Below are 13082 nucleotides of genomic sequence, written 5' to 3'. Positions count from 1 at the left end.
CTTGTTGCGCATCGTGTTTCGTGTGGTTATTCTGCACGGGATGGCCGGTGGCCGCAAGCACAGGAGGGAGATCGGTGTGACGTGGCCTACGTCGACCCGCTCACGGGCGGTAACTGTCGGCGAGGGACTCGCGGTGCTGGTGGCGCAGCCGGGACCGCTGGAGGAGTCGGAGAGCTTCGAACGGACCGCGGGCGGCGCGGAGGCGAACGTGGCCACCGTGCTGCGCCAGCTCGGCGTCGACACCGCGTGGTTGTCCCGCGTCGGCGACGACGGGTTCGGCCGCTATCTGGTCGCGCACCTGGCGGCCCGCGGCGTCGACGTGTCGGCGGTGGTGACCGATCCCGCCCGGCCGACCGCGGTGTACGTGAAGGAGCGCGGCAGCGGATCGGGCAAGGCCACCGATCTGGCCGACCGGGCAAGCCGCATGCTCTATTACCGGACCGGCTCGGCGGCCAGCGCGCTGTCCCCGGCCGATCTCGCGGCGACCGCGGCGGCCGAGTTGCTCGCGCAATGCCGCCTGATCCACTTCACCGGGATCACCACCGCGCTGTCGGCGTCGGCGACCGGGCTCACCGAGGCGCTGCTCGCCCTCCCCCGCGACGACAGGCTGGTGAGCTTCGACCTGAACTTCCGGCCCGCGCTGTGGGCCGGACGCCGCGAACTGGCCGCCGAGGTGCTCGCGCGCCACGTCCGCGGCAGCGATGTGGTGTTCCTGGGCGCCGACGAGGCCGGTGCGGTCTTCGGCACCGACGACGCCGACGAGCTGCGCGCGCTGTTCCCGCAACCCGCGCAGCTGATCGTCAAGAACGACGCGCACACGGTCACCGGATTTGCCGGTACCCAGCGCGTCGAGGTACCCGCGCTCGGCCTGGAGATCACCGAGCGGATCGGCGCGGGCGACGCGTTCGCCGGCGGCTATCTGGCGGCGCTGCTGCACGGACGACCGCTCGTGCAGCGGTTGCGTTTCGGGCATCTCTGCGCGGCGGCGGCATTGACCGGAACCGGGGACGGCGCGGTACTGCCCGCCCCGGCGATACTGGAGCGATTGGTCAGCGTGGACGAAAATGCTTGGGCCGAGCTGCATTACAACGACAGTGTCATTCAGGATGTGGCCTCATGAGTGAGCGTAAGCGAACGAATCAACAACACAGTGCGCTGGCGCACGACGGAGCTGAGCGCCAGCGAGGCGGAGTCGGGCGTCACCTTAGAGTCAGCGAGTCGAAGTCATGAGTCAGAGTTTGTCGCGTGCGTTGACCATTCTCGTTGCGCTCGGCGAGGATTCGCGGTCGCTGGATCAGCTGGCGACCCAGCTCGGCGTGCACAAGTCGACGGTGTTGCGGCTGCTGCAGACGATGGAGGCGCAGCGCTTCGTCACCCACGACAGCCAGCACCGGTACGTGCTCGGGTCGCGGCTGTTCGAGCTGGCCAACCGCACGCTGGAGCAGCGCGATGTGCGCACCCTCGCGCGACCGCACCTCAGCGCCTTGAACGCCGACACCAAACAGACCATCCACCTGGCCACCTACGAGTCCGGCGATGTCATCTACATCGACAAGCTCGACGCCACCCAGAGCGTGCGGATGTACTCGCGGGTCGGCCGCCCGGCGCCGCTGCACTGCACCGCCGTCGGCAAGGTGCTCATCTCGGCGCTGCCGCGATCGGAATGGCGGATCATCGCCGAGAAGATCGACTTCCACCCGTTCACCGAACGGACCATCCGCACCCCCGAGCGCTACCTGATCGAGCTGGAGAAGGTTGCCGCACTGGGCTATGCGGAAGACCACGAGGAACACGAGAGCTTCGTCAACTGCATCGGTGTCCCGGTGCGCAACGGCACCGGCGCGGTGGTCGCCGCGGTCTCCATGTCGGTGCCGGACATGCTGCTCGACCACGATCAGGTACTGGCCGAACTGCCGCGGGTTCGCGCGGCGGCCGACGCCATCTCCGCCGAGCTCGGCTGGACCCCCGGCCGCGCGACCACCCCCACGAAAGGCTGACCATGAGCGAGAAGATCGCCGTCCGCACCACCGACGCGCCCGCACCCGCGCACACGTTCTCCCAGGGCGTGCGCAAGGGACCGTTCGTGCAGGTCTCTGGACAGGGTCCGGTGGACCCGGTCACCAACGAGTACCTGTACCCGGGCGACGTTGCGGCACAGACCATCCGCACGCTGCAGAACGTGAAGGCGATCGTCGACGCGAGCGGGGCGACGTTCGACGATGTGGTGATGCTGCGCGTCTACCTGACCACCCGCGACGACTTCGGCGCGATGAACGAGGCCTACGGCGAGTTCGTCGATGCCAACACCACCGGTGACGTATTGCCCAGCCGCACCACCGTTTTCACGGGACTGCCGCGCGCGGAAATGCTCGTCGAGATCGACGCCGTCGCGATCGTCTCCGAGTAGTACAAAGCAGCCGCCCCGACCGAGTGGGTCGGGGCGGCTGGACCGCGCCGCGTAGTCAGCCGCGACGCGGGGCCTGGGTTCGGCTGCGACCCTTAGACTTTCGCAGCCAATTCACTATCGACCGAGGCCGCCACGTCATCGTCGCCTGCTTCGTCGTCATCCTCCGGCACGCCGCCACCGACGACACCCCTGCCGGGGATCGCGTCCAGCAGTTGGCGGGTGTACGGATCGGCGGGCGCGGTCAGGACATCCTCGACCGGACCCTGTTCCACCACCCTGCCGTCCCGCATCACGACGACCTCGTGCGCCAGCGCGCGAACCACGGCCAGGTCGTGCGAGATGAACAGATAACTGACGCCGAGCCGCTCCTGCAATGAGGCCAGCAGCGTCAGAATCTGGTCCTGCACAAGAACATCCAGCGCCGACACCGCCTCGTCGCACACGACGAGCTGCGGCTCGATGGCCAGTGCCCTGGCGATCGCGACCCGCTGCCGCTGCCCACCGGACAGTTCGTTCGGGTACCGGTGCGCCATCGCGGCGGGCAGCGCCACCTGCTCCAGCAGTTCGGCCACCCGCTTACGGCGGGCCACCTTGTCGCCGATACCGAAGGCGCGCAACGGTTCCGCGATCAGCCGCTCGACCGTCCACATGGGATCGAGCGATGCGTACGGGTCCTGGAACACCGGCTGCATCGAGAGCCGCGCGGCGCGCAACGGCGCACCGCTCAGCCCGACCATGTCGACACCATTCAACTTGATGGTGCCGGAGGTGGCGGTCACCAGGCCGAGCACCATCCGCGCGGTCGTGGTCTTGCCCGAACCGGACTCGCCGACGATCGCCGTGGTGCGGCCGCGGGTGATCGTGAACGACACGTTGTCGACCGCGCGCAGCACGCCACCGCGACCGCGGATCCGGTATTCCTTGCTGATGCCGGAAACCTCGAGGATCGCGGAATCGTTGGCGGGCACCGCATTTGCCGGTTTGTCGGCAGCGGCTTCGTCGGCGGACACCTTCGCCTCGGCAGCCCCGTCGTCAGCGCTGTTCGTGGCGGCGTCCTCGCCGTCAGTCGCCTTCTCGTCGGCCGCTTTCTCGTCGGATGCCTTCGCATCAGCTGCCTTCTGGTCGGCGGCGTCGACAACACCCTCTGCGGCGGTGGACTTGTCGTCCGACTTCTCGGCAACCGTCTTCTCGTTAACAACGTCGCCAACAACGTCCGCGTCGGCCGACTCGACGTCGTCAGACTTCCCGGCAGCGACCTTCTCGTCGGCACCCTTGTCGCCAGCAGACTTGTCAGCAGTGGCCTCGGCCTCGACCTCGTCGGCGACTACCTTCTCGGTAACCACCTTGCCGTTACCCTTGGCCGCCTTCTTGACAGCGACCTTCCCATCGACAGCCTTCTCGTCGATGGCCTTCTCGTCGGCAGCGTTGTCCTCCGCCGCAGTCTTGTCCTCGACCAGCTTCGCGGCGGAATCCGTACCGTCAGTATCCGTTTCGTCAGCTACCTGCTCAGCGACGACCTTGTCGTCCGCGACCTCGGCAGTGACCGCGTCGTCGACAACCTCGTCGGCAGACCCGTTCTCGCCGACCGCGGCCTGCTCCTCGAGCACCTCATCGACCACAACCGGATCAGCCCGCCGCGGCGCGATCAGCGCCGGTGCCGCGGCAACCAACCGCCGCGTGTACTCCTCCTGCGGGTCCGTCAGCACCTGCCGGGCGGGCCCGGACTCGACGATCCGCCCGTCGGACATCACCACCACCCGGTCCGCCCGCTCGGCCGCCAGCCCCAGGTCGTGGGTCACCAGCAACAGCGCGGTGCCGAGCTCTTGGGTCAGCTTCTCCAGGTGATCCAGGATCTGCCGCTGCACAGTCACATCCAGCGCCGAGGTCGGCTCGTCGGCGATGAGCAGAGCCGGACGGCAGGCCAGGCCGATCGCGATCAGCGCGCGCTGCCGCATGCCGCCGGAGAACTCGTGCGGGTACTGCCGCGCCCGCCGTGCCGGCTCGGGCAACCCGGCCTGCCCGAGCAGCTCGATGGCGCGCTCTTTCGCCTCGGCGCGGGTGCAGACCTTGTGCGCCAGCAGGGTTTCCGACACCTGACGACCCACCCGGGACACCGGGTTCAGGTTCGACATCGGATCCTGCGGCACCAGCCCGATCTCTTTGCCGCGCAACGCGCGCAGCCGCTTTTCCTCGGCGTGCGTGATGTCCTCGCCACGCCACTTGACGCTGCCGCCGGTCACCCGGCCGGAGCCGGGCAGCAGGCCCATGATCGAGTGTGCCAGTGTCGATTTGCCGGATCCGGAGGCGCCGACCACCGCGACCCGCTCCCCCGGCTGGATGACCAGGTCCGCGCCGTGCACGGCGGTCACCGCGCCGAAGGACACCCGCAGATCACTGATCTCCAAGAGTGGTTCTGTCATTGCGGGCTCCTTCAGCGCCGTGTCTTCGGGTCGAGCGCGTCCCGCAGGGCGTCGCCGAAGAGGTTGAATCCCAAGCAGATGATCGCGAGTGCCACACCGGGGAAGATGCCCGGCCACGGCGTGCGGAGCAGGTACTGCTGTGCGTCGGACAGCATGATGCCGAGGCTCGGCGCGGGCGGCTTGATGCCGAGCCCGAGGAACGACAGGATCGCCTCGGCGATCACCGCTGTCGGCATGATCACCGTGGCCTGCACGATGATCGGCGCCAGCGAGTTGGGCAGGATGTGTTCACCGAGGATGCGCCAGGACGGCACGTCCATGGTGTTCGCGGCGAGCACGAAGTCCGTTTCCTTGAGCCGCAACGTTTCCGCGCGCACCACCCGCATCATGATCGGTACCTGCGCGATGCCGATCGCGATCGCGGCGTCGGCCAGCCCGCCGCCGTTGATCGCGGTCAGCCCGACCGCGAGGATGATGAAGGGGAACGCGAGCAGCACGTCGGACAGCCGCGACAGGATCATGTCCAGTGTCCGCCAGTACCCGGCCAGCAGGCCGAGCGGCACACCGATGAGCACCGCGCACAGCACCGAAAGCACGCCGACCTCGAGCGAGGCGCGCGTGCCGTACAGCACCCTGGAGAGGATGTCGCGTCCCAGATCGTCTGTGCCCAAAAGGAATCCGACGGTACCGGGGTGCTGGAACGGGGTCGAGAAGTGCACCTCGCTCGGCGAGTACGGGGCGAGCAGCGGCGCGAACACGCCGACGAAGATCACGATCAGCAGCAGTACCGCGCCGACCATGCCGAGCGGGTTGTGCCACAGCTGGCGCAGCAGGCGGCCGCGCACGGCGGCCAGCGGCGGGGTCTCCAGGGGCTTGTTCTCGACGCCGGGAGTTGTTTCGACGGCCGGGGTATCGGTGATAGTCACTGCGCCCTCCCGGACACTCGCACGCGGGGGTCGATGACCGTGTACAGCACATCGACCAGCAGGTTGATCACGATGTAGGACGCGGCGATCACCAGGATGACCGCCTGGATCACCGGGTAGTCGCGGGTGAACACCGAATCGAGGGTCAGCTTGCCCATGCCGGGCAGGCTGAAGATGCGCTCGGTGACCACCGCGCCCGCGATGAGCCCGCCGAGCTGCAGCCCGACGATCGTGGTGACCACGATCAGGCTGTTGCGCAGGCCGAATCGGAAGATCACCGCGCCGCGGCCGAGGCCCTTGGCCCGTGCCGTGCGAACGAAGTCGGCGGTCAGCGTCTCCACCATCGACGACCTGGTCTGGCGCTGCACCACCGCCGCGTGCGCGAGGCCGAGGATGATCGCGGGCAGCGTCAGGAAGTAGAGGCCGCGCAGCGGCTGCTCGAACGGCGACACGTACCCCGAGGCGGGGAACCAGTTGAGCTGCACCGACAGATACAGCACCGCGAGGATGCCGACCCAGAAGGTCGGCACCGACAGCGCGGCCAGCGAGAAGCCATTGGCGACCCACTCCGGCCAGCGACCGCGATACACCGCCGCGATCACACCGCCGATCACCCCGGCCAGCACCGCGACGATCATCGCGTACACCGCGAGCTGCACGGTTACCGGCAGCGTGGTGCCTATCATGTCGATCACCGGCGTTCCGGTGCGGATGGACCGCCCGAAGTCACCGGTCAGCGCGTGCCAGACGAATTCGAAGTACTGCACCGGCAACGACCGGTCCAGCCCGAGATCGGCGCGCACCGCGGCGATGGCCGCCGGGTCGGCCTGCTCGCCCGCCATCACCGTCGCGGGGTCACCAGGGAGCGCGCGCACCCCGATGAAGATCACGATCGAAGCGAGCACCAACGTGACAGCGGACTGCCACAGACGGTGAAACACATACTGCAACATGGATTTTCAGCCCTTCCGATCCGCGACGAACGCGGCCTTGCCGAGCCGCACAGCGCCGTCGGCGTACACCTCGATGCCCGTCACCCATGTCGAGTGCACGGTCAAGTTACGCAGACGGTAGGTGTAGATAAACGGGTTTTCCCGCGCGATGAATCGCACCGCCTGCTCATATAGCGCACCGCGTTGCGCGGCGCTCGTACTGTGTGCGGCCCAGCCGAGGATGTCGTCCAGGGCGGGTGAGTTGTATCCGCTGTAGTTACCGCTCGAGCCGGTGGTCATGAACCGTGCGGTGTTACCGTCGGGGTCGATGCGGCCCGACCAGCCGAGCAACAGTGCCTCGTAGGTGCCCTTCTTCTGCGCGTCCAACATGGCCGAGTATTCGGTCGGCACGATCCGCAGGTCGAACCCGCCCTGCGCGACGCTGTCCCGCAACGCTTCGGCGTATTGGAGATAGTCCTGGGTGTTGGTGACCTGCATCGTGACCGGGTACGGCAGTTGCACACCCGCCTCCTCGAGCAGCTCTTTCGATCGTTTCGGATCGAAGAGCGGGCAGGCGGTACTGGCCTGCGTCGCGTACGAGGTACGTGGCGCGATCGGCGTGCAGGCGATGTCGTACCAGTTGTTGAACACCTTCTTGACCAGCGACTCACGATCTGTGGCCAGCGAGAACGCCAGCCTTACCCGGGGATCGCGCGCGATGGCGGTGTTGATCGGCTTGACCGGTTTGCCCGCGCCGTCGACGTTGCCGATATTCAGATACAGGCCCTGGAAACCGAACGAGCCCGACTGCAGCACGCGTAGCTGCGGCAACTTGGCCAGCCCGTCGATCTCCGTCGGGGACATCGTGTCGCCGACCTGAATGTCACCGGAGCGCAGATTCGCCGCCCTGGCCTTCGCGTCGGGCATGATCCGATAGGTGATCGAATCGAAGTGCACGTTCTTCGCGTCGTAGTACAGCGGGTCACGGGCCACCGCGATCGAGGTGTTCGCGACCCGCTTGACGAACTTGAACGGGCCGACGCACACGGGGTGATCGCCGAAGTTCTTATCCGTCTCCTTCAGCGCGGCCGGCGACATGATCATTCCGGCGCGGTCCGCGAGCGCGGCGGTGAGCGGCGCGAACGGTTCCTTGTATTTGATCACCACGTGGGTGGAGTCGGCGGCCTCGATCTCGTCGACCGGCCCTATCTCGCCGGTGCGCTGGGAGCCTTCCATCTTCCAGTGCCGCCGCAAGCTGGTCTCGACCGCGTCGGCGTTGAACTGGGTGCCGTCGGCGAACTGGATCCCGCTGCGAACGGGGATGGTGACGGTGAGCCCGTCCGACGAAATGTCCGGCAGCGCGGTGGCCAACTGTGGCACCAGGTTTCCGGAGGCATCGTTGTCGTAGAGCTTCTCGCAGATCGTGCTCATGACGTAGCGCATGTAGAGCGAGCTGGAAGTGGTCGGATCGAGCTTGTCGGGTTCGTTCGACAGGCCCATCACCAGATCACCGCCCTCACGCACCGGCTGCGTGCCTATGGGCGTGCCGTAATCGTCGACGTGCGTTGCGGTCTCGGTGGCGTGTTGCGTCGGTGCGCAGGCAGCGAGGACGGCGGCGACGACACCGAGGACCGCCATCCGAGTGGAGCGAACGAGCATGCGCTACAACATACTTCAACACGCTGCATTTTTCGCCACCACCGTTTCTTTTTGTACATTGTTCTCTTAGCTGCCACCATACGAAATGAAGCGGGTCTGAAATCGATACGAAAAATAGCGGTCCGGCGAATCCGGACCGCTATTCCTGTTCGATGTTCAGCTACTGCGCCGGGCGGCGCCTTTTTCAGTTCTTCGGATCCGTGAAGGCGGCCTTACCGAGCCGGACGACACCGTCTGCGTAGAGCTCGATGCCGGTTACCCGGGTGGTGTGCACGGTGAGCAGGCGCATCCGGTAGGTGTAGAGGTACGGGTTCTCCTCTTGGATGATCTTCGTCGACTGCCCGTACAGATCGGCACGCTGCGCGGTGTCGTTGACGCGAGCGGCCTTGGCCAGCAGATCGTCCAACTTGGGCGAGCTGAACCCGCCGTAGTTGCCGCCCGAGCCGGTGGTCACGAACCGGGTGATATTGGCGTCCGGGTCCAAGCGGCCCGACCAGCCGAGCAGCAAGGCCTCATAGGTGCCGCGTTTCTGCACGTCCAACAGCGTCGAGTATTCGGTGGGCACGATCTTCAGATCGAATCCGCCTTCGGCGACGTTGGCCTGCATTGCCTGCGCGTACCGAAGATAGTCCTGCGAGTTGCTCACTTGCAGGGTGATCGGGTACGGCAGCTGCACACCGGCCTCGGCCAGCAATTGCTTCGAGCGCTGCGGATCATAAGCAGGGCAGGCAATTCCAGCAGGTGTCGCGAAGGTGCTCTTCGGCACGATCCCCGAGCAGGCGGGCTCGAACCAGTTGTTGAACACGGTATCGACCAGCGCCTGCCGATTGATGCTCAACGAGAAAGCGAGGCGGACCCGCGGATCCTTCGCGAGCGGGGAGTCGATCGGCTTGGCGGGCTTGCCGACGCCGTCGACGTTGCCGACATTGAGGTAGATGCCCTGGTAGCCGAGCGATCCCGTTTGCAGCAGGTGCAGGTCCGGATCCTTGACCAACGCGTCGACGTCCTGCGGCGAGATCGTGTCGGCGACCTGAACGTCACCGGAGCGCAGGTTCGAGGCGCGAATGTTCGCGTCCGTCATGATCCGGTAGGTGACCTTGTCGAGGTGCACGTTCTTCGCGTCGTAGTACAGCGGATCGCGTTCGACGATGATCGAGGTCTGCGGGATCCGCTTGACGAACTTGAACGGCCCGACGCACACCGGGTGATCGGCGAAATTCTTGCCCTCGTCCTTGGCGAGTTCCACCGGGGACATGATCATCCCGGCCCGGTCGGCGAGGGCGGCGGTGATCGGCGCGAAGGGCTTTTTGTAGCGAATCACAACGTGCGTCGGATCCGCCGTCTCGATGGCGGCGACCGGACCCATTTCACTGGTCCGCTGCGAGGTCTTCATGCTGAAGTGCCGTTGCAGGCTGGTCTGCACCGCGGCGGCGTCGAACGGGGCGCCGTCGGCGAACTTGATGCCGTCGCGGACCGGAATGGTGACGGTCAGCCCGTCCTCGGAGACGGTGGGCAGCGCGGTTGCCAACTGCGGCACCAGGTTTCCGGACGCGTCGTTGTCGTAGAGCTTCTCGCAGATCGAGTTCATGACGTAACGCGTGTACAGCGAGCTGGAGGTGGTCGGGTCGAGCTTGTCGGGTTCGGCGGAAAGGCCCATCACCAGGTCGCCGCCCTCACGTACCGGCTGCGATCCCACGGGTGTGCCGTAATCATCTGTGTGCGTTGCCGTTCCAGCGGGGTGCTGTACCGGTGCGCAGGAGGCGATGGCGACGGCGGTCACGCCGAGCACCAGCATCCGTGTGAAGCGAGCGAGCATGCGCTACAAGATACTTCAACGTTTCGCACTTTTCTCGCCGGGTATTCCTTTTCGTAAAATGTTCTTGTTCACGTCATCGGATGAATCGGCGCGAACTCATAAATGACACGACAAATAGCGGTCCGGCGTATCCGGACCGCTATTCTCCATTCAAGCGTTCAGTTATCGTCCCGCGGCGTAGCCCTGCATGCCCCGGGGATTGGCTCCAGCTGAAAGTACACCGTTCTCCCGGTCGCGAGCCACCGCGCACAACCGGCCTTCCGACCACGGCGGGCCCACCGTCACGCGATGACCGCGTCGTTCCAGGTCGGAGATCACCTCGGTGCCGATCCGCGATTCGACGATCACCGCACCGGGGCTCATCGCCCGCGGATAGAACGAGCCCGGGAAACTTTCCTGATGCCAGTTCGGTGCGTCGATGGCACCTTGCAGATCGAGGCCGCCACGTACTTTCTCGCGCAGGGCAACGGCGAGGAAGAAATGCAGGCTCCATTGATCCTGTTGATCGCCACCCGGCGTACCGAACGCCATCACCGCCTCGCCATCACGCAGCGCCAGCGAGGGGCTGAGCGTGGTGCGCGGGCGGCGGCCCGGTGCGAGCGAGTTGGGCAGGCCCGGCTCCAGCCAGGCCATCTGTAGTCGGGTGCCGAGCGGGAAGCCGAGTTCGGGCACCACCGGATTGGACTGCAGCCAGCCACCACTCGGTGTCGCCGCGATCATATTGCCCCAGCGGTCCACGATATCGAGCTGACAGGTGTCGCCGCGGGTGGCGCCGGAGGTGGCCACCGTCGGCTCCCCCGCACCCAGCGGAACGTCAACGGCGTCAATGGAATTGGTCTGTACGTAGCCGCTGAGGCGCGGACGCTGGCCGTCCGGGCTGCCCGGCCGCAGGTCGAAGGAGGCCTGCGGGCCGATCAGCGCGCTGCGCTGCGCGTTGTACCAGGGGGAAAGCAGCGTCGCGAGCGAGACCTGGGTGCTGTCGCCGTACCAGGCCTCGCGGTCGGCCATCGCGAGCTTCGAGCCCTCGATCAGCGTGTGGTAGTACTCCGGGGTGCCGTACTCCAGCCGTTCCGGCAGCAGCGCGAGCTGTTGCAGCAGGACCGGGCCCTGGCTCCACAGTCCCGGCTTCGCGACGGTCCAGCCGTTCCAGGTGTAGGTGACCGGATTCTCGTATGTCGCACTGAAATTCGCGAGGTCGTCACCGGTCAGCGTGCCGACGTGGCGCTCGCCTGAGGTGTCCATGGTCGGGCGCGCGGCGGCGGCGACCAGCGCCTCGGCGATGAAACCCTCGCGCCAGATGCGGCGCGCGGCCTCGATCTGGGCGTCCCGGTCCGAGCTGGCGGCCTCGGCCTCGGCGATCAGCCTGCGCCAGGTCGCGGCCAGTGTCGGATTCCGCAGCAAAGCGCCCGCGGCGGGGGCCTTTCCGTCGCGCAGGTACACCTCCGCGGAGCTGGTCCACTCGTTCTCGAACAGTTCGGTCACCGTCTCGACGGTCTCGCCGATCCGATCGACCGCGGGATGGCCGCGCTCGGCATTGCCGATCGCGTACGACAGCACCTCGGCGAGGCGCTTGGTGCCGTGATCGCGCAGCAGCACCATCCAGGCGTCGAACGCGCCGGGCACCGCGGCGGCCAGCGGGCCGGTGCCGGGCACCAGGTCCAGGCCGAGCGCGTTGTAGCGCGCGATGGTGGCCCCGGCCGGCGCCGGACCCTGGCCGCACAGCACACGGGGGGGCAGCCCCGCGGGCGCCAGGATGATCGGCACTTCGCCGGCCGGGCCGTTCAGGTGTGGCTCGACCACGTGCAACACGAACCCCGCGGCGACCGCCGCGTCGAACGCGTTACCGTCGTTCTCCAGCACCGCCATCGCGGCGGCCGAGGCGAGCCAGTGGGTTGACGACACCATCCCGAAGGTGCCCTGCAAGGTAGGACGCGTGGTGAACACCTGCTGAGTATCTCTCGCTAACGGTACGTACGTCCAAGACATCTATGGCACCAAACCGATAGCCTATGGTTATGGAACGCAGGCAGCTGGAGTACTTTGTCGCCATCGTCGAGCACGGCGGGTTCACCCACGCCGCGCGGGCCCTGCGGGTAGCCCAGCCGTCGCTGTCGCGCGCGATCGGCAAGCTGGAGCGCGAGCTCGGGGTGGCGCTGTTCCACCGGGTCGGCCGCAATGCCGTGCTCAGCAATGCCGGGGAATTCATGGCCGACCGGGCCCGCCAGGTGCTGCGCGACCTGGATGCGCTGCGGGCCGCCGCGCAGGCCGTCGGTGCGGGCGTGGTCGGCCGGGTGGATGTGGCGGCCACCTCGTCCTCCACGCTGGAGCCGGTGATCAGCACCATCGCCGAACTGCGCGAGCATCACCCCGGCCTGACGGTCGGCACCTGGTCGGCGCTGTCGGCGGCGGAGGTGGTCGCCATGGTGTTGCGTGGACGCTGCGAGGCGGGGGTCTGCGGCAGCGCGGAGCGGCCCGCCGGCCGCGGTTTGGTGGCGCACCACCTGCGCGACGAACAGTTCCTGCTCGTCGCGCCGCCCGGCACGAAGATCGGCATCGATGGCACAGTTACGCCAGAAGACCTGCGCGGCATGAGCTTTGTCATCACCCAGCCCGCCACCGCCGTCCGGGCCCGCTTCGACCGGCTCGCCGCCACCGTCGGCGATCTGCACATCGCCGCCGAGGTCGGCGATCGCAGCGTGGTGCTGCCGATGGTGCTGCGCGGCATCGGTTCGGGCCTGATGCCGGACGGCTGGTACGACCTGGCCGTGCGCGCCGGGGCCGAGGTCTATCGGTTCGATCCGCCGGAGAAGCTGCCGCAGTGGCTGGTGCACCGCGGCGGTCCGCTGACCGCCGCCGCGCAGGCGTTCGTCGACACCACCCTCGCCCAGGCCACACGGGCCCGCTCGGCGGCCTGACGCGCGC

General features: G+C 67.2%; 9 protein-coding genes and 2 pseudogenes. 4 read left to right on the top strand and 7 right to left on the bottom strand.

What is annotated here, in order from left to right:
- Positions 1 to 76: 76 nt before the first annotated feature.
- From ACIBCN_RS04675 to ACIBCN_RS04665, 3 genes are all read left to right on the top strand, one after another.
- Positions 77 to 1120, top strand: a complete 1044-nt coding sequence (locus ACIBCN_RS04675; protein WP_396990071.1) for a sugar kinase — start codon at positions 77 to 79, stop codon at positions 1118 to 1120.
- Positions 1121 to 1226: 106 nt separating this feature from the next.
- Positions 1227 to 1997, top strand: a complete 771-nt coding sequence (locus tag ACIBCN_RS04670) for an IclR family transcriptional regulator (RefSeq protein WP_396990070.1) — start codon at positions 1227 to 1229, stop codon at positions 1995 to 1997.
- A gap of 2 nt (positions 1998 to 1999) precedes the next feature.
- Positions 2000 to 2407: a RidA family protein gene (locus tag ACIBCN_RS04665; protein WP_396990069.1), complete on the top strand. Its 408-nt coding sequence runs from the start codon at positions 2000 to 2002 to the stop codon at positions 2405 to 2407.
- 92 nt (positions 2408 to 2499) lie between these two features.
- Here ACIBCN_RS04665 and ACIBCN_RS04660 read toward each other — a convergent pair.
- From ACIBCN_RS04660 to ACIBCN_RS04630, 7 genes and pseudogenes are all read right to left on the bottom strand, one after another.
- A pseudogene (locus ACIBCN_RS04660) lies at positions 2500 to 3351 on the bottom strand (ABC transporter ATP-binding protein); the annotation flags it as partial.
- Positions 3352 to 3954: 603 nt separating this feature from the next.
- A pseudogene (locus ACIBCN_RS04655) lies at positions 3955 to 4827 on the bottom strand (ABC transporter ATP-binding protein); the annotation flags it as partial.
- Positions 4828 to 4838: 11 nt separating this feature from the next.
- Complete coding sequence (locus ACIBCN_RS04650) at positions 4839 to 5753, bottom strand: ABC transporter permease (protein WP_396990068.1); 915 nt, start codon at positions 5751 to 5753, stop codon at positions 4839 to 4841.
- Positions 5750 to 6694, bottom strand: a complete 945-nt coding sequence (locus tag ACIBCN_RS04645; RefSeq protein WP_396990067.1) for an ABC transporter permease — start codon at positions 6692 to 6694, stop codon at positions 5750 to 5752. Before ACIBCN_RS04645 ends, ACIBCN_RS04650 begins: the two co-directional genes overlap by 4 nt.
- Positions 6695 to 6712: 18 nt before the next feature.
- Complete coding sequence (locus tag ACIBCN_RS04640; RefSeq protein ID WP_396990066.1) at positions 6713 to 8344, bottom strand: ABC transporter substrate-binding protein; 1632 nt, start codon at positions 8342 to 8344, stop codon at positions 6713 to 6715.
- A gap of 184 nt (positions 8345 to 8528) precedes the next feature.
- Complete coding sequence (locus ACIBCN_RS04635; protein WP_396990065.1) at positions 8529 to 10160, bottom strand: ABC transporter substrate-binding protein; 1632 nt, start codon at positions 10158 to 10160, stop codon at positions 8529 to 8531.
- Positions 10161 to 10322: 162 nt separating this feature from the next.
- On the bottom strand, positions 10323 to 12104 hold the full coding sequence (locus ACIBCN_RS04630) for a gamma-glutamyltransferase family protein (RefSeq protein WP_396990064.1): 1782 nt from the start codon (positions 12102 to 12104) through the stop codon (positions 10323 to 10325).
- 71 nt (positions 12105 to 12175) lie between these two features.
- On the opposite strand from ACIBCN_RS04630, the gene ACIBCN_RS04625 reads away from it, so the two are divergent.
- Entirely contained in the window at positions 12176 to 13075 is a 900-nt protein-coding gene (locus ACIBCN_RS04625) for a LysR family transcriptional regulator (RefSeq protein ID WP_396990063.1), read from the top strand.
- The last annotated feature ends 7 nt before the right edge of the window (positions 13076 to 13082 follow it).

It is taken from the genome of Nocardia sp. NPDC051052, assembly GCF_044456045.1.
Lineage (GTDB): Bacteria > Actinomycetota > Actinomycetes > Mycobacteriales > Mycobacteriaceae > Nocardia.
Note: the sequence above shows the minus strand (reverse complement) of the source record. Positions and strands in the feature narration are given on the sequence as shown.

Coding starts and splice junctions, on each gene's coding strand:
- ACIBCN_RS04670 (WP_396990070.1), top strand. CDS start 1,227: ATGAGTCAGAGTTTGTCGCGTGCGTTGACCATTCTCGTTGCGCTCGGC.
- ACIBCN_RS04635 (WP_396990065.1), bottom strand. CDS start 10,160: ATGCTCGCTCGCTTCACACGGATGCTGGTGCTCGGCGTGACCGCCGTC.
- ACIBCN_RS04625 (WP_396990063.1), top strand. CDS start 12,176: ATGGAACGCAGGCAGCTGGAGTACTTTGTCGCCATCGTCGAGCACGGC.
- ACIBCN_RS04665 (WP_396990069.1), top strand. CDS start 2,000: ATGAGCGAGAAGATCGCCGTCCGCACCACCGACGCGCCCGCACCCGCG.
- ACIBCN_RS04640 (WP_396990066.1), bottom strand. CDS start 8,344: ATGCTCGTTCGCTCCACTCGGATGGCGGTCCTCGGTGTCGTCGCCGCC.